The sequence below is a fragment of the Campylobacter sp. IFREMER_LSEM_CL908 genome (assembly GCF_025771545.1).
Taxonomy (GTDB): Bacteria; Campylobacterota; Campylobacteria; order Campylobacterales; family Campylobacteraceae; genus Campylobacter_D; species Campylobacter_D lari_D.
This window is the reverse complement of sequence record NZ_JAKMQK010000017.1, coordinates 1-19,261: the sequence shown is the minus strand read 5'-3', so window position 1 is coordinate 19,261 and position 19,261 is coordinate 1. Positions and strand designations below refer to the sequence as shown.

At 30.2% G+C, this 19,261-nt stretch carries 23 protein-coding genes; 17 read left to right on the top strand and 6 right to left on the bottom strand.

What is annotated here, in order from left to right:
* The gene (locus tag L8U04_RS07480) at nt 1-771 is read right to left on the bottom strand and encodes an IclR family transcriptional regulator (protein WP_263659895.1); all 771 of its coding nucleotides are present in this window, start codon (nt 769-771) and stop codon (nt 1-3) included.
* 238 nt (nt 772-1,009) lie between these two features.
* Between L8U04_RS07480 and L8U04_RS07475 the strand changes: the two genes are divergently transcribed.
* Genes L8U04_RS07475 through aldA form a run of 8 tightly spaced genes read left to right on the top strand, consistent with a single transcriptional unit; the run spans nt 1,010 to nt 7,963 of the window.
* Complete coding sequence (locus tag L8U04_RS07475) at nt 1,010-1,918, top strand: dihydrodipicolinate synthase family protein (RefSeq protein WP_263661685.1); 909 nt, start codon at nt 1,010-1,012, stop codon at nt 1,916-1,918.
* On the top strand, nt 1,915-2,178 hold the full coding sequence (locus L8U04_RS07470; RefSeq protein ID WP_263661684.1) for a UxaA family hydrolase: 264 nt from the start codon (nt 1,915-1,917) through the stop codon (nt 2,176-2,178). The genes L8U04_RS07475 and L8U04_RS07470 overlap by 4 nt, the downstream gene beginning before the upstream one ends.
* A gap of 2 nt (nt 2,179-2,180) precedes the next feature.
* Nucleotides 2,181-3,347 (top strand): UxaA family hydrolase, encoded by a 1,167-nt coding sequence (locus L8U04_RS07465; protein WP_263661683.1) that lies wholly within the window; start codon nt 2,181-2,183, stop codon nt 3,345-3,347.
* 21 nt (nt 3,348-3,368) lie between these two features.
* Nucleotides 3,369-4,160, top strand: a complete 792-nt coding sequence (locus tag L8U04_RS07460; protein WP_263661682.1) for an SDR family oxidoreductase — start codon at nt 3,369-3,371, stop codon at nt 4,158-4,160.
* 15 nt (nt 4,161-4,175) lie between these two features.
* The gene (gene fucP, locus L8U04_RS07455; RefSeq protein ID WP_263661681.1) at nt 4,176-5,420 is read left to right on the top strand and encodes an L-fucose:H+ symporter permease; all 1,245 of its coding nucleotides are present in this window, start codon (nt 4,176-4,178) and stop codon (nt 5,418-5,420) included.
* Nucleotides 5,421-5,422: 2 nt separating this feature from the next.
* The gene (locus tag L8U04_RS07450) at nt 5,423-6,217 is read left to right on the top strand and encodes an amidohydrolase family protein (protein WP_263660792.1); all 795 of its coding nucleotides are present in this window, start codon (nt 5,423-5,425) and stop codon (nt 6,215-6,217) included.
* Nucleotides 6,193-6,510 carry an L-rhamnose mutarotase gene (locus L8U04_RS07445; protein ID WP_133319925.1) on the top strand — a complete coding sequence of 106 codons (318 nt, stop codon included), beginning with the start codon at nt 6,193-6,195 and terminating at the stop codon, nt 6,508-6,510. Before L8U04_RS07450 ends, L8U04_RS07445 begins: the two co-directional genes overlap by 25 nt.
* 13 nt (nt 6,511-6,523) lie before the next feature.
* Nucleotides 6,524-7,963: an aldehyde dehydrogenase gene (gene aldA, locus L8U04_RS07440; protein ID WP_263661680.1), complete on the top strand. Its 1,440-nt coding sequence runs from the start codon at nt 6,524-6,526 to the stop codon at nt 7,961-7,963.
* A gap of 42 nt (nt 7,964-8,005) precedes the next feature.
* Here the strand turns inward: aldA and L8U04_RS07435 are convergent, their stop codons facing one another.
* The gene (locus L8U04_RS07435) at nt 8,006-8,221 is read right to left on the bottom strand and encodes a transposase (RefSeq protein ID WP_263659889.1); all 216 of its coding nucleotides are present in this window, start codon (nt 8,219-8,221) and stop codon (nt 8,006-8,008) included.
* Between the two features lie 45 nt (nt 8,222-8,266).
* On the opposite strand from L8U04_RS07435, the gene L8U04_RS08395 reads away from it, so the two are divergent.
* The 5 genes from L8U04_RS08395 (at nt 8,267) to fusA (ending at nt 11,944) form a co-directional block, all read left to right on the top strand.
* Nucleotides 8,267-8,677 carry a CatA-like O-acetyltransferase gene (locus tag L8U04_RS08395; RefSeq protein WP_412175300.1) on the top strand — a complete coding sequence of 137 codons (411 nt, stop codon included), beginning with the start codon at nt 8,267-8,269 and terminating at the stop codon, nt 8,675-8,677.
* Complete coding sequence (locus tag L8U04_RS08390) at nt 8,670-8,864, top strand: CatA-like O-acetyltransferase (RefSeq protein WP_412175299.1); 195 nt, start codon at nt 8,670-8,672, stop codon at nt 8,862-8,864. Before L8U04_RS08395 ends, L8U04_RS08390 begins: the two co-directional genes overlap by 8 nt.
* A 70-nt stretch (nt 8,865-8,934) precedes the next feature.
* Nucleotides 8,935-9,318, top strand: coding sequence for a 30S ribosomal protein S12 (gene rpsL, locus L8U04_RS07430; RefSeq protein WP_012661187.1), 384 nt, complete (start codon nt 8,935-8,937; stop codon nt 9,316-9,318).
* 67 nt (nt 9,319-9,385) lie between these two features.
* Complete coding sequence (gene rpsG, locus L8U04_RS07425) at nt 9,386-9,856, top strand: 30S ribosomal protein S7 (protein ID WP_012661188.1); 471 nt, start codon at nt 9,386-9,388, stop codon at nt 9,854-9,856.
* Between the two features lie 12 nt (nt 9,857-9,868).
* Nucleotides 9,869-11,944 (top strand): elongation factor G, encoded by a 2,076-nt coding sequence (gene fusA / locus L8U04_RS07420; protein ID WP_039617755.1) that lies wholly within the window; start codon nt 9,869-9,871, stop codon nt 11,942-11,944.
* Nucleotides 11,945-11,976: 32 nt separating this feature from the next.
* Here fusA and L8U04_RS07415 read toward each other — a convergent pair whose 3' ends face one another.
* The 4 genes from L8U04_RS07415 to putP form a co-directional block, all read right to left on the bottom strand.
* Complete coding sequence (locus tag L8U04_RS07415) at nt 11,977-12,459, bottom strand: pyridoxamine 5'-phosphate oxidase family protein (RefSeq protein WP_263661679.1); 483 nt, start codon at nt 12,457-12,459, stop codon at nt 11,977-11,979.
* A gap of 68 nt (nt 12,460-12,527) precedes the next feature.
* Entirely contained in the window at nt 12,528-13,898 is a 1,371-nt protein-coding gene (locus L8U04_RS07410) for a hemolysin family protein (RefSeq protein WP_263660795.1), read from the bottom strand.
* An 88-nt stretch (nt 13,899-13,986) separates the two neighbouring features.
* Nucleotides 13,987-14,958, bottom strand: coding sequence for a putative transporter (locus L8U04_RS07405; RefSeq protein WP_133319920.1), 972 nt, complete (start codon nt 14,956-14,958; stop codon nt 13,987-13,989).
* Between the two features lies 1 nt (nt 14,959).
* Complete coding sequence (gene putP, locus L8U04_RS07400; protein ID WP_263681169.1) at nt 14,960-16,438, bottom strand: sodium/proline symporter PutP; 1,479 nt, start codon at nt 16,436-16,438, stop codon at nt 14,960-14,962.
* Between the two features lie 134 nt (nt 16,439-16,572).
* Between putP and L8U04_RS07395 the strand changes: the two genes are divergently transcribed.
* From L8U04_RS07395 to L8U04_RS07380, 4 genes are all read left to right on the top strand, one after another.
* Nucleotides 16,573-17,778 (top strand): saccharopine dehydrogenase family protein, encoded by a 1,206-nt coding sequence (locus L8U04_RS07395; RefSeq protein ID WP_263709762.1) that lies wholly within the window; start codon nt 16,573-16,575, stop codon nt 17,776-17,778.
* A 34-nt stretch (nt 17,779-17,812) separates the two neighbouring features.
* Nucleotides 17,813-18,484, top strand: a complete 672-nt coding sequence (gene modB / locus L8U04_RS07390; RefSeq protein WP_263709758.1) for a molybdate ABC transporter permease subunit — start codon at nt 17,813-17,815, stop codon at nt 18,482-18,484.
* A 55-nt stretch (nt 18,485-18,539) separates the two neighbouring features.
* Entirely contained in the window at nt 18,540-18,758 is a 219-nt protein-coding gene (locus tag L8U04_RS07385; protein WP_263660798.1) for a class I SAM-dependent methyltransferase, read from the top strand.
* 110 nt (nt 18,759-18,868) lie between these two features.
* Entirely contained in the window at nt 18,869-19,228 is a 360-nt protein-coding gene (locus L8U04_RS07380) for a hypothetical protein (protein WP_133319916.1), read from the top strand.
* Nucleotides 19,229-19,261 lie beyond the last annotated feature (33 nt).

Below are 19,261 nucleotides of genomic sequence, written 5' to 3'. Positions count from 1 at the left end.
TTATTGATATATATTTTCTAATTCCGGAAAATATAATTTTAAATCTTGTTCTATTTTGTATTTTTCTTCTAGTAAAATTTTTTGATTTTTTTCTTTAAAATTTGCATTTGAGTAAAATATATGATATGAAATACTAATTGCAGCTATAATTTTTTCATCGTATTCAATTCCTATGGCCATACACTCAATTTCTGGGTTCATTTCCCCACTTTCTAATGCTATTTTATTTTTTTTGATAGAAGATAATTCTTCGTAAAGCTCTTTTAGATTATTTAATGTATTTGGTGTTATTTTTTCAAAAGGATTTGGATAAATTTTTTCAAGCTCTTTATAGGTTTTCTTTTCTAGTAATGCTTTTCCTAAAGATGTAGCGTAAGCTGGATATGAAGCACCGACAAAAGACTTGATTTGTATTTGATTATCCGAATCAAGTTTTTCTAAATAAAATACATTTCCTTCTTTTAATATTCCCATTTGGCATGTTTGTCCTGTTAAGTTTCTGATGTTTTTCATATGTTTTTTAATTAATTCTAATGCGCTATTTTTTATTGAAATACAACGGCTAATTTCTAAAATTTTATAATCTAATGTGTAAAATTTATTTTTATCACATTTAATGTAATTTTTAGCTTGTAAAGTTTGAAGTATAGGAGAAAGTGTCCCTGGAGGGATATTTAAATCTTTTGCAATAGAGCTTAGTGTATTTTTTTGATTATTATTGCCCAATAATTCTAAAATTTTTAAAACTCTTAATGTTGGTTGATGTGTCATTTTACTCCTTTTTCAATAGATAAATTCTATCATATTTTTTTACTTTTAGTAACATTTTTAATAATATAAAAAATATTTTCTATTAGTAGTTTTTGCTTTAGATGATTGATTATAACTACTTTTATAAGACTTTTGTATTGTTTTTTTATCATTTTGATGTTTTTAAAAATTTCTATTTTTAGCTATATTTTTTGTATATAAAAATATTTTTGTATATACAAAAAATGAAAGGAAAAATATGGGAATATTAAAGGGAACTTTACCAGCCTTATTAACTCCATATGATATGAGTGGAAATATTAATGAAAACGAATTTATTAAATACTGCGAATTTGGTATCTCAAAAGGTTTAAATGGATTATTTTGTAATGGTAGTGCAGGAGATTCTCAAGCTTTAGGTATAGAAGAGCAAATCAAAATAATGAAACTTACAAAAGAAGCTGCAAAAAATAATCTCCCTATTATTACAGGTATTGCATCAACAGTTTATCAAAATACTTTTACTTTGGCGCAAAAAGCATATGAATTAGGGCTTGATGCTTTATTACTTGCTATGCCTTATTATTATAAATTAAGTGAAGACGCACTTTTTGAATATATTAAAGATTTATCTTCTAAAGTGAAGCTTCCTTTGTATATTTATAACATCCCTCTTTTTGCACCAGCGCTAAGATTGAAATTTATAGAAAGGGTTTCAAAGCTTGATAATATTGCGGGTATAAAAGATAGCAGTGGAGATGCTTTGCTTTTAAATCATATATTAGATGTAGTGCCTAGTGATTTTGATGTTTTTGTAGGAAGAGAAGAATTTTATGCAGGAGCACTACTGATAGGGGCAAAGGGTTCTATGACTAGTATAGGTGGTGTTTTTCCAGAACTTATGAGTGAAATTTATAAATCAATCAATGAAAAAAATATAGATAGAGCTTTGCTGATTCAAAAAAGTTTATTAAAAGCTATAAGATTTGGTATGAGCATAGCTTTTCCTATGGGATTTGCTTTGCTTTTAAAAGCCAGAGGATTTGAATTTGCAAATACAAGCATCCATCCTTTATCACATGCCACAAAAGAAGAATTAAATACTCGTTTTAATGAAGCTAAAGAACTTGTTAAAACTATAGAAAAAGAAACGGGTATAAAATTATGAAAGCCTATATTATAGTCAATGAAAAAGATAATGTCGCTACTGCTTTGCGTAATTTTAAAAAAGGTGAAATCGTGGAAAATATAGAACTTTTAGATGATATTGCAAGTGGACATAAATTCGCACTAAAAGATATAAAAAAAGATGAAGTTGTCATCAAATATGCAGAAGCTATAGCTAGTGCAAGTTGTGATATTAATAAAGGTGAATGGGTGCATATTCACAATAGTGCAGGTATTAGAGGTCGTGGGGATAAGGAATAAATATGAAAAAGATAATGGGTTATAGAAGAGAAGATGGAAAATTTGGCTTGAGAAATAAAGTCATTATTATACCAAGCGTGCATTGTGCTAATAAGGTGTGCGAAAATATAGCCAGAAAATGCAATGGGGCAGTATATATTAATCATCAACATGGCTGTTCTCAACTCGAATTTGATGCTTTGCAAACTAGAGATGTTTTAATAGGCCATGGAAGTAATGCTAATGTTTTTGGTGTTTTAATTGTAGGACTTGGTTGTGAGGTAATACAAGCGAAAATAGTAGCTGAAAAAATAAAAGAAGTGACACCTTATAAGATGGTTGAATATTTAGTAATACAAGAGTGCGGTGGTAGTAAAAATACCATAGAAAAGGGTGTTAAAATAGTAAATCAAATGCTTGAAAATGCTGCAAAATTGGAAAAAACAGATGGCGATTTTAGTGATTTGATTTTAGGCACAGAATGTGGTGGTAGCGATAGTTATAGCGGTCTTAGTGCCAATCCTGCTTTAGGAAGTTTAAGTGATTTTGTAATTGATGAAGGTGGTGCAGTAATTTTAGCAGAAACTACAGAGCTTATAGGGTGTGAAGCCATACTTGCTAAGAGAGCAAAAAATGATGAAGTAGCTAAAAAGGTATATGATAAGATTTTAGGCTATGAGAATTTAGTTAAATCTTTTCATGCTGATATACGCGGAGCAAATCCTAGTCCGGGAAATATTGCAGGTGGGCTTAGCACTATAGAAGAAAAGTCTTTAGGTTGTGTTTATAAAGCAGGTACTAGAACTTTAATGGATGTGATTGATTATGCTAAACCTGTAATTTCCAAAGGACTTACTTTTATGAATACGCCAGGTAATGATATAGAACAACTTAGCGCTATGGTGGCAGGTGGAGCAAATATTTGTGTTTTTACTACAGGTCGTGGTACTCCTACAGGTTCAGCTATTGTGCCTACTATTAAAATGAGTTCTAATACTTTTTGTTATGAAAATATGAATGATGCTATTGATATTAATGCAGGAAGTATTATAGATGGGATTAAGACAAAAGAAGAAGTGCGTGATGAGCTTATAGATTTGATCATAAGAATTTCAAATGGAGAATTGGTAAAGGCAGAGTTAAATGAACAAAATGATTTTTCAGTTTGGAGACTTGCTACAACTTGCTAAATTAATAAAAAAGGATATATTATGGATTTAAAAATTAAAAATAAAATTTGTATCATCACAGGTGGTGCTAAAGGGATTGGTTATGGTATTGCTAAATTATGGGCTTTAGAAGGTGGGATTCCAATTATTTTTTCAAGAAGTGAAATTTCTAAAGAAAAAGATGATGAGCTAAAAGACATTTGCGGAAATTATGGATTTTATCAAATAGATTTAAAAAATACAGAACAAATTTCAACACTTGTTAAAAGTGTTGTTAATATATATGGTGGAATTTATGCTTTGGTTAATAATGCTGGAGCAAATGATAATTTACATATAGAAGATGCTACAACTGAAGAATTAATTAAATCTTATGAAAATAATCTTTTTCATTATTATACTATGACTAAAGAATGCTTACCATATATTAAAAAGCAACAAGGAAGTATATTAAATATCACAAGTAAAACCGGCTTAACAGGACAAGGTAGAACTTCAGCTTATGCTTCAGCAAAAGCTGCTCAAATAGGTTTTACAAGAGAATGGGCTTGCGCTTTTGCAAAAGATAATATTAGAATTAATGCTATAGCACCGGCTGAAGTTATGACTCCTCTTTATGAAAAATGGTTGTCAAATTTTCCAAATCCAAAAGCTCAATATGAAAAAATAGCAAAATGCATACCATTAGGTCATCGTTTTACAACTATAGAAGAAATAGCAAACACAGCAGTTTTTACACTAAGCCCTCTTGCTTCACACACAACAGGGCAAATTTTAACTCCTGATGGTGGATATATCCATTTAGATAGAGCTCTAAATTGGGATGAAATTTAATAATAAGGATGATGTATGTTAAATAACTCTAAAAATATAAAAATAGCAATTATTTTAGTAACTTCTCTTTTCTTTTTATGGGGAGTTAGTTATGGGCTGATTGATGTGATGAATAAGAATTTTCAAAATCATTTACATATCACTCAACATGAAAGTGGATTTTTGCAACTCGCTTATTTTGGTGCTTATTTTATCATAGCATTACCTGCTGGATATATAGCAAATAAATACTCTTATAAAATTGGTATTATTTTTGGGTTAATCTTGTATGCAATAGGTTGTTTATTGATTATTCCAGCTACAAATTTAGCTAATTTTTACTTATTTTTATTTGCTTTTTTTATTTTAGCTTGCGGTATTGGTTCTTTGGAAACTAGTGCTAATCCTTATATGGTAAAACTTGGTGATGAGAAAAATGCTAGTTTTAGAATTAATGCTGCGCAAAGTTTTAATGGTTTGGGTCAATTTTTAGGACCTATCATAGGTGGAGCTTTGTTTTTATCTATTACAAAACAAGAAGAAGGTGCAAGTAAAGAACAAATAGAAGCTGCATTACTTGCTAATATGGGTAATGTCCAGCTAGTGTATGTTGGTATTGCGGCAATTGTTATTTTGATCTTGATTGCTTTTGCATTGAATAAAATTCCGGAAGGATCGGCAGTAAGTAGTGATTATGAACAAAAAGATACCTCAAAACCTATTGGAGTTTTTAAGCATAAACATTTTAATTTTGGATTGCTAGCACAATTTTTGTATATAGCAAATCAAGTTAGTGCAGGAGCTTTTTTTATAAATTATCTTAGTGAGCATAATGAAAATCTAAAAGATGAACAAGGGGCTTATTATTTTTCGATAGCTTTAATTGCTTTTATGTTAGGTCGTATTCTTTCTACGCCTTTGATGAAGAAAATTAAAGGTGAGACTATTTTAGGATGGTATTCTTTTATTAATGTGACTTTATGTGTATGCTTGTATTTTGCTAGCGGATTTATTAGTATAGTTATTTTAATTGCATTATTTTTCTTTATGTCCATTTCTTTTCCTACTATTTTTGCAGTTGCAACAAAAAATCTTCCTTTTAATCAAGTGAAATTAGGTGGTTCTTTACTTGTTATGAGTATAGTTGGTGGTGCTATTATGCCTATTATCATGGGTTTAATTAATGATTATTTTGGAACAAGCATGGGATATTTGGCTATGGCCCCATTATTTTTATATGTATCATGGTATGGTTTTTTTGGTTCTAAAATAAAGGCTTAAAAATGCAAAAAATTTTTGATTCTCATTTGCATCTTTGGGATTTAAGTAAAATGCCTATTTCGTGGATAAAAGGCAATAATAGATTGGAACAAAATTATGATTTTTTAAGGGCAAAAAATGAGTATAAAGAATTTGATTTTTTAGGTGCGATGTATGTTGAAACAAATAGTGATGATTTGGAAAAAGAAGCTTTATTTGCATTAAAGCAAAAACAAGAACATGGTATTTTTATTTGTTTAGCTGATTTAAAGTACAAAGAACACTTATGTGCTTTTAGAGAGGTAATGCATACTAGTAAAAAGGGTGCTAAGAGACTATTTGAAGCAGATTTTAAAGAAAAATTAGAACTTCTAAATGTTTTTAATATACCTTTTGAAGCTTGCATGAAAAATGAAGAACTTTGGATATTGGAAAAGTTTTTATTTGATAATCCTAATTTAAAAGTAGTTTTAAATCATATGGGCAGTCCTAAAATTAACTATTTTGATGAATATAAAAAAATATTACATAAATTAAAAGATTTCCCAAATTTATGGATAAAAATTTCCGTACCAGATGATTTTACGATAAAAATTCATAGAGATTTTATATCTCAATGTTTTTCATTTTTAAAGAATGTTTTTAGTGAAGATAAATTTATATTTGGTAGTAATTATCCTGTGGCAAAAATAGCTCCAGCTAAATGGGCTAAATTTATCATAGAAGGAAATATTTTTAAAGATTTGGACAAGATATTTTATAAAAATGCTTTATCAATTTATAAGGAGGATAGGTGCAAAGATATGGTCAAATTATAAAAATTAAAAAGGAAAAAATACAAGAGTATAAAGATCTTCATGCAAAGCCTTATAAAGGTGTTTGTGAGATGATTAAAGAATGTAATATACAAAATTATTCTATTTATTTATTTGGAGAATATTTGTTTGCATATTTTGAATATACAGGTGTTGATTTTGATGCAGATATGGCTAAGATGGCAAAAGATAAAAATACACAACAATGGTGGAAAGTTACAGATCCCTGCCAAATATCTTTAGCTCATGCAGGACAAAAGTGGCTAAATATGGAAGAAGTATTTCATTTAGATTAAAAAAGGAGAAAAAATGACAACTTATTTAAATTATATTGACGGTGAATTTATCCCACACAATGGCGAATTTATAGAAGTTTTAAATCCCGCTACCAAAGAAGTAATATCAAGAGTGGCAAGTGCTTCTTTAGAAGATACACAAAGAGCAATTGAAGCAGCTAAAAAGGCACAAAAAAATTGGGAAGCTAAACCAGCGATTGAAAGAGCAAATCATTTAAGAGAAATAGCTAGTTTAATACGCAAAAATGCTAATTTTTTAACAGAAATTTTAATGCAAGAGCAAGGAAAAACTAGAGCTTTAGCTAGTGTAGAGATTAATTTTACGGCAGATTATATGGATTATACTGCTGAATGGGCTAGAAGATATGAAGGCGAAATTATACAAAGTGATAGAGCTAATGAGCATATATATTTATATAAAAGCGCCATTGGTGTAATTGGTGGAATTTTACCTTGGAATTTTCCATTTTTTCTAATCGCAAGAAAGATGGCACCTGCTTTACTAACAGGCAACACCATTGTTATAAAACCAAGCAGTGAAACTCCAAATAATGCTTTTGAATTTGCAAAGCTTGTCTCGCAAAGTTCTTTACCAAAAGGTGTATTTAATTTAGTTGCAGGTAAGGGTAGTGTGGTAGGACATGAATTATCAAGTAATGAAAACATAGGTATGGTAAGTCTTACAGGGAGTGTTGAAGCAGGAACTAGAGTGATGGAAGCTGCAGCTAAAAATATCATTAAGGTTTCTCTAGAACTTGGCGGAAAGGCACCGGCTATAGTGTGTAAAGATGCAGATATTGATTTAGCGGTAGAAGCGATTAAGGCAAGTAGAATTTGCAATAACGGACAAGTTTGCAATTGTGCCGAAAGAGCTTATGTGCATACAAGTGTTTATGATGAATTTGTAGATAAATTTGTAAAAGCCATGAGTAAAGTAAGTGTTGGAAACACTTTGAAAGGCGATTTTGATATGGGTCCGCTTGTCAATCAAGCAGGGGTTGATAATGCTTTAGCAATGCTTGAGAGAGCTACGAATAAAGGAGCAGTTGTAGAATGCGGTGGAAAAATTACCGATACAAGCGGATATTATTTTCCCGCAAGCGTTCTTACAAATGTTAAGCATGAAGATGAGATCATGCAAAAAGAAATTTTTGCTCCGATTTTACCAATTACTAAATTTGATACACTTGATGAGGCAATTGACATGGCAAATGATTGTGAATATGGACTGACAAGTTCTATTTATACACAAAATTTAGATATAGCAATGAGAGCTAGTAGAGAAATAAAATTTGGTGAAACTTATATTAACCGTGAAAATTTTGAAGCAATGCAAGGATTTCATGCAGGTTTTAGAAAAAGTGGCATAGGTGGAGCTGATGGAAAACATGGTCTTGAAGAGTATTTAGCTACCCATGTGGTTTATTTGCAATACAATACCGATAAACAATGATTTTAATCCTATCTATTTTTAGATAGGGTTTGTTTGAAATTTTTAATCAATTTCTCCGCGTTCTTTTAGAATTTTTACAGCCATTGCTTTTTCTGTTCTACCGGCACTAAAAAATCCTTCACTATTTATGATGTTTTTTAATTCATTGCTACTTTTATTCTCTAATCTTATTTTCGTAGCTTGTAATTCTTTGCTTTTTGCATCTAAATTAGCTGCCGCATCTTTTGCTACTTTGCCTACGCTATCCCAAAAACCCATTTTATCTCCTTTTGTTTTTATTGGTGGATTTTATCAAAAAAATAAATCAATAGAAAAGAGCATTTTGAATTTTATACTAAATTTCCCTGCTATTTTGAATTAAATGTTAAATTAGATATTAGTAAATTTTATTCTTTTGTTAAAAATCAAAAATATTCTTTTTATGGTAGTTTTATCTATTTTTTAAGTAAAAATGTTAATTTAATACCTGAATTTAAATTATACTTAGAGGATGATAAATTAATTTGTTTTGATATTATCCATCCAAGTTATACCGCTTTTTGTGAAAAATCAAAGACTTTTTGTGTTTTATGGACTGAATTTAATGAAGATTTTCAAAACTTTTTACATAATTTCGAGCATGATAAACAACTCATTAAAGAAAACACTATGTTTGTAAAAGAGAATATTAAAAATTCTTTTAATATTTCAGCAATCCCTTGGATAAATTTTTGAGAATTTCTCTTTACATTTACCTAAAAAAGAAAATTATTTTTTTCCTATTCTTACAAGTGGGAAAATTATCAAGGAAAAAAATCAATGTTTTATTCCACTAAGTATTAATGTAAATCACGCAAGCACCGATGCTTATCATGTGAGTTTGTTTTTAGAAAATTTGCAAAAAGATTTAAATTGTTTTTAGTTTATATTTTTGTAAGTAAAATTTAGATATTATCCAAAGTTTATTACATTTTTTAAAGAAAGGAATTATTGTGCCTACCATAAATCAATTGGTTAGAAAAGAGCGCAAAAAAGTTTTAGAGAAATCTAAATCTCCAGCGCTTAAAAATTGTCCACAAAGAAGGGGAGTTTGCACTAGGGTTTATACAACAACCCCTAAAAAACCAAACTCAGCGTTAAGAAAAGTTGCCAAAGTAAGACTTACAAGTGGCTTTGAAGTTATTAGTTATATCGGTGGTGAAGGTCACAACCTACAAGAACACAGCATTGTTTTAGTGCGTGGTGGTAGGGTAAAAGACTTACCAGGTGTTAAGTATCACATTGTTCGCGGTGCCTTAGATACTGCAGGTGTTGCAAAAAGAACCGTTTCTCGTTCTAAATATGGTGCGAAACGCCCTAAAGCAGCAGCTAAGTAATAAAATTGCAGACAAATCCGTTAGATTTGATTTTGTTTGAGTAAAATTATAAATTTGAAGGAAAATTATGAGAAGAAGAAAAGCTCCGGTAAGAGAAGTCTTGCCAGATCCGATTTATGGAAACAAAGTAATCACAAAATTCATTAATTCTTTAATGTATGATGGTAAAAAAAGCACAGCTACGACTATTATGTATGGTGCTTTAGAAGCTATCGATAAAAAAGGTGGAGAAAAAAAAGGTATAGAAATTTTTAATGATGCTATTGAAAATATTAAGCCTTTATTAGAAGTTAAATCTCGTCGTGTTGGTGGTGCTACTTATCAAGTGCCAGTAGAAGTACGCCCAGCTAGACAACAAGCTTTAGCTATAAGATGGATTATTTCTTTTGCTAGAAAAAGAAGCGAAAGAACTATGATAGAAAAATTAGCAGCAGAGTTATTAGATGCAGCTAATAGCAAAGGTGCTTCATTCAAGAAGAAAGAAGATACTTATAAAATGGCAGAAGCTAATAAAGCATTTGCTCATTATCGCTGGTAAGAGGAGTAAAATATGTCAAGAAGTACTCCTTTAAAAAGAGTTAGAAATATAGGTATCGCAGCTCATATTGATGCAGGTAAAACAACTACTAGTGAGAGAATTCTTTTCTTTACAGGTATGAGTCATAAAATTGGTGAGGTGCATGATGGTGCAGCTACAATGGACTGGATGGAGCAAGAAAAAGAAAGAGGTATCACAATTACTTCTGCTGCTACAACTTGTTTTTGGAAAAACCATCAAATTAACCTTATAGACACTCCAGGCCACGTTGACTTTACAATCGAAGTTGAAAGATCAATGCGTGTTTTAGATGGTGCAGTTGCGGTGTTTTGTTCAGTAGGTGGAGTTCAACCACAATCAGAAACCGTATGGAGACAAGCTAATAAATACGGTGTTCCAAGAATTGTTTTTGTAAATAAAATGGACAGAATTGGTGCAAATTTCTTTAATGTTGAAGAACAAATCAAAAATCGTTTGAAAGGTAACCCAGTTCCACTTCAAATTCCAATCGGTGCTGAAGATAATTTCAAAGGTGTAATTGATCTTATTACCATGAAAGCTTTGGTATGGGAAGATGAAAATAAACCAACTGATTATGTAGAAAAAGAAATTCCAGCTGAACTTAAAGAAAAGGCTGAAGAATATCGCACAAAAATGATAGAAGCAGTTTCTGAAACAAGCGATGAATTAATGGAAAAATACCTAGGTGGTGAAGAGCTTACTCAAGAAGAAATCAAAGCAGGTATTAAAGCAGGATGTTTAAGTCTTTCTATGGTTCCTATGCTTTGTGGTACAGCTTTTAAAAATAAAGGTGTTCAGCCATTACTTGATGCTGTTGTTGCTTATTTACCAGCTCCTGATGAAGTTGCTAATATTAAAGGTGAATATGAAGACGGTACAGAAGTTTCTGTAAAATCAACTGATGATGGTGAGTTTGCAGGCCTAGCATTTAAAATTATGACTGACCCTTTTGTTGGGCAATTAACTTTCGTTCGTGTGTATAGAGGAAGTTTAGAAAGCGGTTCTTATGCATACAACTCAACAAAAGATAAAAAAGAAAGAATCGGTCGTCTTTTGAAAATGCACTCTAATAAAAGAGAAGAAATTAAAACTTTATATGCAGGAGAAATTGGAGCGGTTGTTGGTCTTAAAGACACACTAACCGGTGATACTTTGGCAAGTGAAAAAGATAAGGTTATTTTAGAGAGAATGGATTTTCCAGATCCTGTTATTTCAGTTGCTGTTGAGCCTAAAACAAAAGCAGATCAAGAAAAAATGTCTATTGCTTTAAATAAATTAGCTCAAGAAGATCCAAGCTTTAGAGTTTCAACAGATGAGGAAAGTGGTCAAACTATCATTTCAGGTATGGGCGAGCTTCACTTGGAAATTATCGTTGATAGAATGCTTCGTGAATTTAAAGTTGAAGCCGAAGTAGGTCAACCTCAAGTTGCTTACCGTGAAACTATTAGAAAAACAGTTGAGCAAGAATACAAATACGCTAAACAATCAGGTGGTCGTGGACAATATGGTCATGTATTCTTAAGACTTGAGCCACTTGAACCAGGTAGTGGATATGAATTTGTAAATGATATCAAAGGTGGGGTAATTCCAAAAGAATATATTCCAGCGGTTGACAAAGGTGTTCAAGAGGCATTACAAAATGGTGTTTTAGCAGGATACCCTGTTGAAGATGTTAAAGTAACTGTTTATGATGGAAGTTACCACGAAGTGGATTCTTCTGAAATGGCATTTAAACTTGCAGCTTCTATGGGCTTTAAAGAAGGTGCTAGAAAAGCAGGTGCTGTAATCTTAGAACCTATGATGAAAGTTGAAGTTGAAACTCCAGAAGAATATATGGGTGATGTTATTGGTGATTTAAATAAACGCCGTGGTCAAGTAAATTCAATGGATGAAAGAGGTGGTAATAAAATTATTACAGCATTTTGTCCTTTGGCCGAGATGTTTGGTTACTCAACCGATCTTAGAAGTCAAACTCAAGGCCGTGCTACTTATTCTATGGAATTTGATCACTATGATGAAGTTCCAAAAAATGTTTCTGAAGAAATTATCAAAAAAAGAAATGGTTAATCTATCAAGATGGGCAAAAAGCTCATCTTGAATTATTTATGTCCTTTTGAATTAATTAAATTAATTGCTCCTTCATTAATTTCATATGCCTTCCCAAAACCTTTAACATATCTTCCATTTTTCAGTATAAGTTGAAATAAATGAAAATCTTGCATATTTTTAATGACTTGGATTATTTCTTTATTGTCTTCATTTTCATAAGTATTTAATACTTGCTCAAATAGCTGATTATCTCTTGTTATTTCTACGCTCTCAACTCTAAATTTAAGTCTTTTCCTTGCAAAGATTGATATACAATCTTTTTCATCTTCTATAAACATAATTTCTATGTTTTTATTATTGTATTTTACTCCTTCAAAATGTTCGGCAATTTCACTAATATAAATATAAAAGTCATTTTTGTTTTTTATAATAGGAGTATATGAACATATGGTTTGATTGTTTAAATTTAAAGACGATATCATAATGCTTTTGTATTCTTGTATAAATTGATTAATTTCATCATGTAGTTGCATAAAAATTTTCCTTGTAAGTTAAAATGAATAAGATTTGAGGGTTGTAGAAAAGTAAAAAGAAGAGTTTGTTACTCTTCTTCATCAGTATTTTTGCGTACAACTTTAATGCGTTCTATGCTATTTCCATCCATCTTTTTGACTTCGTAGTAGCAAAATTTATCTTCTATTCTATCTCCAACCACCGGTAAGCGTCCTAAAAGATTGAAAACATATCCACCTATAGTGACTTGTTCTAATTCTTCATTAAAGCGTATATCAAGCATTTCTTCTACTTCGCTAATTTCATATCTTCCTTGAAATTCATAAATGTTTTCTGCAAGCTTTTTAAAATGTGGACTAGAATCATCATGCTCATCGTTAATATCACCAACAATTTCTTCCATAATATCTTCCATAGTTAAAAGACCAGCGGTTCCACCATATTCATCTACTACTAATGCTGTATGTACTTGTTCTTTATTCATCATAAAAAGAACTTTAGATATGCTGATATTTTCTGGAACTAGGATCATTTTGATTAGAAAATCATCTAAATTTTTCTTATCTTTGCTAAGTTCATTTTGCATAATGTCTCTAATATGCACCATACCTAAAATGATATCTTTAGAACCATCTATATATGGAAAGCGTGTATGTTTATACTGACAAACTATTTGCATATTTTCTTCATAGCTTTTTTGTTTATTAAGACAAATCATATCTTTTCTAGGTGTCATGATTTCTTTTGCTACTGTATCTGAAAAATCGACAGCATTGCGTATGATTTCAGTTTCAAATTCATCCAAAACTCCACCTTTTTGGCTTTCACTCGCAATAAATTTAATCTCTTCTTCAGAGTGACTTAATTCGTGTTCTTTGGCAGGTTTTATACCTATAATTTTTAAAGAAACTGCAGCTAAAAAGTCAAATGTTTTAATGAAAGGTAAGAAAAGTAACCAAAACAAATGCAATGGTCTTGCAACCCATAAAACAGCTCTATCTGCAATGGCTATAGCAATGCTTTTTGGAACCAACTCGCCTAGCACAACATGCAATAATGTGATAATAGCAAAAGCAATAATAAATGCTATGGTATGGATTAATGCTGGAGCTAAACCTAAATTTGCTAGAGGAACTTCAAGAATTTTAGCAATAGCAGGTTCGCCTATCCAACCAAGAGCAAGAGAGCTTAGCGTAATACCAAGTTGGCAAGCACTTAAATAAGTATCTAGTTTTGAAGTGACTTCCAAAGCTTTTTTTGCATTGCGTTTTTTCTCTTTTACCATTTCTTCAAGTTTTGATCTACGCACTTTAACAATAGCAAATTCAGATAAAACAAAAAATCCATTTAAAAGCACTAAAGCTAATGCAACAAGAATCATAAAAGTAGAATAGCCTATATCAATAGAGGCAACAGTAGGTAGTGTTTGATTTAAGTCTAAAGATTGACTGGGGTCCAAAAAAAACTCCTTTAATAAAATTTCGCAAAATTATATCAAATCAAAACTATAAAATTAGCTTAAAAATAATGATATATTTTAAATTAATTTAATGTTTTCTATATTCTATATTTTTTTCAAATTCATCTAAACGCTTGTAAATACTACGAAGCTGTGTGATAGTTGTCCAGTTGGTGATAAAAATGCTAAATGAAGATCTAACCTGGTCAAAAGCATTACCAACTTGTATGATAATTCCAAGTTGTATAAGTCCTAAAAATAAACTTGGAGCCATGATTAAAAAGGGCACTATAACCATGATTTGCTCAAATAAATAAAGCCATATATTAAAATACCCATAATGTAAAAATAATCTTTTATAATTGATTTTAAGCCCGGTAAATAAACTTAAAATACTTTCATCGCTTGCGTAATTTTTTCTATCATCTTCAGCAAAAACAAGTTCTTTTCTAAAAGCAGCTTCGGCTTTTTGATTGTTATATTCTAGTCCAGGTAGTTTTATACCTACAAACCATGATATAACTAAACCTCCTAAAGAAACCAAAAATGCAATCCATACTAAAGAGCCATTAATATCTTTTAAGATAGGTAAATTAACATGTGCGCTTAACATCCATAAAATTGGTACAAAAGCAACTAAAGTCATAATTGCTTTGACAAAAGCTAACCCTAAACTTTCTATGATTTTTGAAAAATTATAGATATCTTCTTGAATTCTTTGCGAACTGCCTTCTATGTTATCATCTTTTTTTTGCCAAAATTTAATATAATCAAAAGTCATAGCCTCGCGCCATTTAAAAGCATATATGCTTCCAAAATATTGCGTGATAGTAGCGATTAATACATAAGGCAGTGCTAAATATAAAAATTGTTTAATAAAATGATAAAAATCATTTATGCTATGATTTTTTGCATCTTGTAAAACATCGTAAAATTCTTTATACCATTCATTTATTGCTACATTAATAGAGGTTTGTGCTAATAAAGAAGACAATAAAAAAAACAAACCCAAATAAGCCCATAAAGCCCATTTTTTAGAATAAAAAAAAGATTTAAACATTTTAAATTTCTTTCAGCATTTTTTCATAATGTTTTATTGTGTGTTTTTTTGCTTTAAATATTATACTAAAAATCATAATAAAACAACTTGCGACTAAAAATCCAGGAATGATTTCATAAATTTCTATAAAATTTGAACCAAAATGCTTATAAAATACAACAGTTAAAGCCCCACTAACCATTCCAGCTATTGCACCTTCTTTGCTCATATTTTTATAAAATAAAGAAAATAAAATAACGCTTCCAAAACTAGCTCCAAAACCTGCCCAAGCATAAGAGACTATGTTTAAAATTTGACTTTGAGTATCAAGTGAAAGTGTAAAAGCTACACACGCTACAATCAAAACACCTAAGCGTGACAACAAAGTAATATTTTTATCATTTGTTTTTCTTTTTAAGATTTGTGTATAAAAATCTTGCACCAAGCTAGAAGCGCATACTAGCAATTGAGAACTTGCAGTACTCATAATGGCTGCTAAAATTGCACTGAGTAAAATTCCCGCCACCCAAGGGTTAAAAAGCACTTGAGACATTACAATAAATATTCTTTCAGGATCATTTAAAGTAAGATCAAATTTAGCTATATAAGCAATACCTAAAAATCCTATCATAGCAGCACCAAATAAAGAAATTACCATCCAAGTTATGCCTATAAAAGTCGCAGTAGGAATTTCTTTTACATTTTTTATAGAAATAAAGCGAATTAAAATATGAGGTTGGCCAAAATATCCAAGCCCCCAGGCTAAGGTTGATGCTACCACTAGCCAACCACCACCATCTAAACCAAAAGCTTGAGGTTTTACATCATTTATAGTAGAAAAAGCTTCGCCAAAGCCACCAAGTTCAAAAATCATCACAAAAGGAATGATAATTAATGAACTCATCATTAAAAGTCCTTGTATCATATCAGTCCAGCATACGGCTTTATAGCCACCTAAAAAAGTATATAAAACAATAACTAAAAATCCAATACTTAAGGCAAAAATATAAGGTAAATTAAATACACTTTCAAAAAGTTTAGCACCACTTACTAATCCAGCACTAATGTAAATAGTAAAAAATACTAAAATAACTACCGCGCAAATACTTCTTAAAATATGTCTATCATCATGAAAGCGACTTTCAAAAAAATCAGGAATTGTAATACATTCTTTGGCTATTTGAGAAAAAATCTTTAATCTTTTAGCAACAAAGGTCCAGTTTAGAAACATACCAAAACTTAAACCTATGGCTATATAAATTTGTCCCAATCCAGCTGCGTATAAAGCACCGGGAAAAGCCATTAAAAGCCAACTACTCATATCAGAAGCACCTGCACTTAAGGCAGATATTACAGGTCCCATTGATGCATTTCCAACAAAATAATCTTTACTATTTTGATTTTTTTTGTAAAAATAAAAACCTATAAAAAGCATTAAAAATGCATAGGTAATAAAAGTAATAATAATAGGATAAGAAAATTCCACACTTTGTAAATTCATAAGTGTCCTTAAAAAATTTAAAAAACCATCATTTTACTTGTTTTATTTTAAAAAAACATTATAAAAATTATTTTTTATTTCAATGCTTTATAAAGTTTTTTTGTTACAATTTTCAAAAAAATTAAGGATAGTTAATGAAAAATCTTTTAATTATAGGTGCAGGTGGTGTAAGTCGCGTTGCAACTGTAAAATGTGCAATGAATAGTGATGTCTTTAGTAAAATAACTCTAGCAAGTAGAACTAAAAGTAAATGTGATGAAATAGCAGCTTTTATAAAAGAGCGTTTAGGTATAGAAATTCAAACTGAGCAAATAGATGCAGATGACACATCTGCTGTTGTAGAGCTTATTAAAAAAATAGGAGCTGAAATTTTATTAAATGTGGCTTTGCCTTATCAAGATCTTGCTTTAATGGATGCGTGCATTCAAACTAATATCCACTATGTAGATACTGCAAATTACGAACATCCTGATTTGGCTAAATTTGAATATAAAGAACAATGGGCAAGAAATGATAAGTTTAAACAAGCAGGAATTTTAGGACTTTTAGGCAGTGGATTTGATCCAGGTGTTACTAATATATTTTGCGCTTATGCACAGCAAAATTTGTTTGATGAAATTCATTATATAGATATATTAGATTGTAATGCAGGTGATCATGGATATGCCTTTGCAACTAATTTTAACCCTGAGATTAACTTAAGAGAGGTTTCTGCTAAAGGTCGTTACTGGGAAAATGGCAAATGGATAGAAACTGATCCTATGGAAATAAAAATGGAGTGGGATTATCCTGAAGTAGGGGTAAAAGATAGTTATTTACTTTATCACGAAGAGCTTGAAAGTTTAGTAAAAAATATCAAAGGTCTAAAAAGAATAAGATTTTTTATGACTTTTGGACAAAGTTATTTAACTCATATGAAATGTCTTGAAAATGTTGGTATGCTAGGTATTAAACCTGTTATGCACCAAGGTAGAGAGATAATACCAATAGAATTTTTAAAAACTTTACTTCCTGATCCTGCTAGTTTGGGTCCTCGTACTAAAGGTTACACTAATATAGGTTGTGTGATTCGTGGTGTAAAAGATGGAAAAGATAGACAAGTTTATATTTACAATGTTTGTAATCACGAAGAATGCTTTAAAGAAACTGGAGCGCAAGCTGTGAGTTATACTACTGGAGTTCCTGCAATGATAGGAACAAAGCTAATCGCTAAAGGAATTTGGCAAGGAAAAGGTGTGTTTAACATGGAAGAATTTGATGCTAAACCTTTTATGGATGAGTTAAATACCCAAGGGCTTCCTTGGAAAATTATAGAAATGGAGCCAAATTTAGGAAAATAATCTCAAGTCTTTTTTGACTTGAGAAAGTTTTATAATGACGCAATTATTATTAAGTATAGATTGGACGCCTTTTTTAGTTTCCATAAAACTTTCTATTATTACTTGTATAATTTTGTTTTGTTTTTGCATACCTCTTGCTTGGCTTTTTACTTTTAAGCAATTTAGAGCAAAAAAAATTCTAGAAACTATAATGACTTTACCTTTAGTTTTACCACCGTCTGTTGTTGGTTTTTACTTGTTGATTTTATTTTCAAAATATTCTTTTTTTGGAGAATTTTTAGAAAAATATTTTAATATCACTTTAGCTTTTACTTTTGAAGGCTTGGTAATAGCAAGTTGCATTTACTCTTTACCTTTTATGTTTAATCCTTTATATAATGCAATGTCTTTAATTTCTAAAAATATTATAGAAGCAAGTTTTTCTTTGGGAAAAAATTCTTTCATCACACTTTTTAAAGTAATCTTACCAAGTATCAAACCAGCTATACTCAGTGCTTTAGTAATAAGTTTTGCACATACTATGGGCGAGTTTGGTATAGTATTAATGATAGGTGGTTCTTTAAGCGGAGAAACAAAAGTAGCTAGTATTGCTATATATGAAAGTATGGAAAATTTAGATTTTGCCACAGCTCATATTTATAGTCTCATACTTTTAATTTTTAGTTTTGTTGTTTTGTTAAGTGTAAATTTGTTAAAAAATAAATAACAAAGACTTATTTTATTGTATAATCAATTTATATCTTAAATTTAAAGGAGAAATGATGGATAATTCATTATCAGGATATACTAAAAAATATGACAATGAAGGGTATGGCTTACAATATCCAGATGGACATGTTATAAGATTTTATGAGAGAATCTTAAAATACAAATTAAATAAAACAAGTGGAAATTTACTTGATTTTGGTTGTGGAAATGGAGTTCATTCTAAGTATTTTCAAGATGTAACAGGGGGGGGGGTATTAATGCCTATGGTATAGATATTGTTCCTAGTTTAAAAAATACTTGGAAAAAAGATCCTAGGATAAATGAAAATAATTTTCATGTTATTACACCAAATTCTAGTTTTAAAAATTTATTTGATGTAAAAATGGATTTTATTTTTGCAAATCAAAGTTTATATTATCTGCCAAACAAAGACTTTCAAAAAACTATTGAAGAATTTTATGATTTATGCAATGATGGAGCAATAATTTTCGCGACAATGATTAGCTCTAAAGCTTATCAAGAATTTGTTGCAGGAGATGTTAAAGATAATGGTTTAGTGGAAGTAAAATCTAGTCCAAGATTAAATGGCGAATCTACTTATATAAATTTTACAAATACGATTGAAGAATTAAAAGAAAAATTTAAACCTTTTAAACCATTATTTTGGGGAGATTATGAATTAATAAATTTATATAATTTTGAAGGAAGTATACAGCATTTTATTTATATAGGGGAAAAATAATTTTATATGATAAAGACTTTATTAAGTCTTTAT

Bases quoted from the DNA above. Each gene is read 5' to 3' on its own strand.
- L8U04_RS07480 (WP_263659895.1), bottom strand. From the start codon at position 771: ATGACACATCAACCAACATTAAGAGTTTTAAAAATTTTAGAATTATTG.
- L8U04_RS07475 (WP_263661685.1), top strand. From the start codon at position 1,010: ATGGGAATATTAAAGGGAACTTTACCAGCCTTATTAACTCCATATGAT.
- L8U04_RS07470 (WP_263661684.1), top strand. From the start codon at position 1,915: ATGAAAGCCTATATTATAGTCAATGAAAAAGATAATGTCGCTACTGCT.
- L8U04_RS07465 (WP_263661683.1), top strand. From the start codon at position 2,181: ATGAAAAAGATAATGGGTTATAGAAGAGAAGATGGAAAATTTGGCTTG.
- L8U04_RS07460 (WP_263661682.1), top strand. From the start codon at position 3,369: ATGGATTTAAAAATTAAAAATAAAATTTGTATCATCACAGGTGGTGCT.
- fucP (WP_263661681.1), top strand. From the start codon at position 4,176: ATGTTAAATAACTCTAAAAATATAAAAATAGCAATTATTTTAGTAACT.
- L8U04_RS07450 (WP_263660792.1), top strand. From the start codon at position 5,423: ATGCAAAAAATTTTTGATTCTCATTTGCATCTTTGGGATTTAAGTAAA.
- aldA (WP_263661680.1), top strand. From the start codon at position 6,524: ATGACAACTTATTTAAATTATATTGACGGTGAATTTATCCCACACAAT.
- L8U04_RS07435 (WP_263659889.1), bottom strand. From the start codon at position 8,221: ATGGGTTTTTGGGATAGCGTAGGCAAAGTAGCAAAAGATGCGGCAGCT.
- rpsG (WP_012661188.1), top strand. From the start codon at position 9,386: ATGAGAAGAAGAAAAGCTCCGGTAAGAGAAGTCTTGCCAGATCCGATT.
- fusA (WP_039617755.1), top strand. From the start codon at position 9,869: ATGTCAAGAAGTACTCCTTTAAAAAGAGTTAGAAATATAGGTATCGCA.
- L8U04_RS07415 (WP_263661679.1), bottom strand. From the start codon at position 12,459: ATGCAACTACATGATGAAATTAATCAATTTATACAAGAATACAAAAGC.
- L8U04_RS07405 (WP_133319920.1), bottom strand. From the start codon at position 14,958: ATGTTTAAATCTTTTTTTTATTCTAAAAAATGGGCTTTATGGGCTTAT.
- putP (WP_263681169.1), bottom strand. From the start codon at position 16,438: ATGAATTTACAAAGTGTGGAATTTTCTTATCCTATTATTATTACTTTT.
- L8U04_RS07395 (WP_263709762.1), top strand. From the start codon at position 16,573: ATGAAAAATCTTTTAATTATAGGTGCAGGTGGTGTAAGTCGCGTTGCA.
- modB (WP_263709758.1), top strand. From the start codon at position 17,813: ATGACGCAATTATTATTAAGTATAGATTGGACGCCTTTTTTAGTTTCC.
- L8U04_RS07385 (WP_263660798.1), top strand. From the start codon at position 18,540: ATGGATAATTCATTATCAGGATATACTAAAAAATATGACAATGAAGGG.
- L8U04_RS07380 (WP_133319916.1), top strand. From the start codon at position 18,869: ATGGATTTTATTTTTGCAAATCAAAGTTTATATTATCTGCCAAACAAA.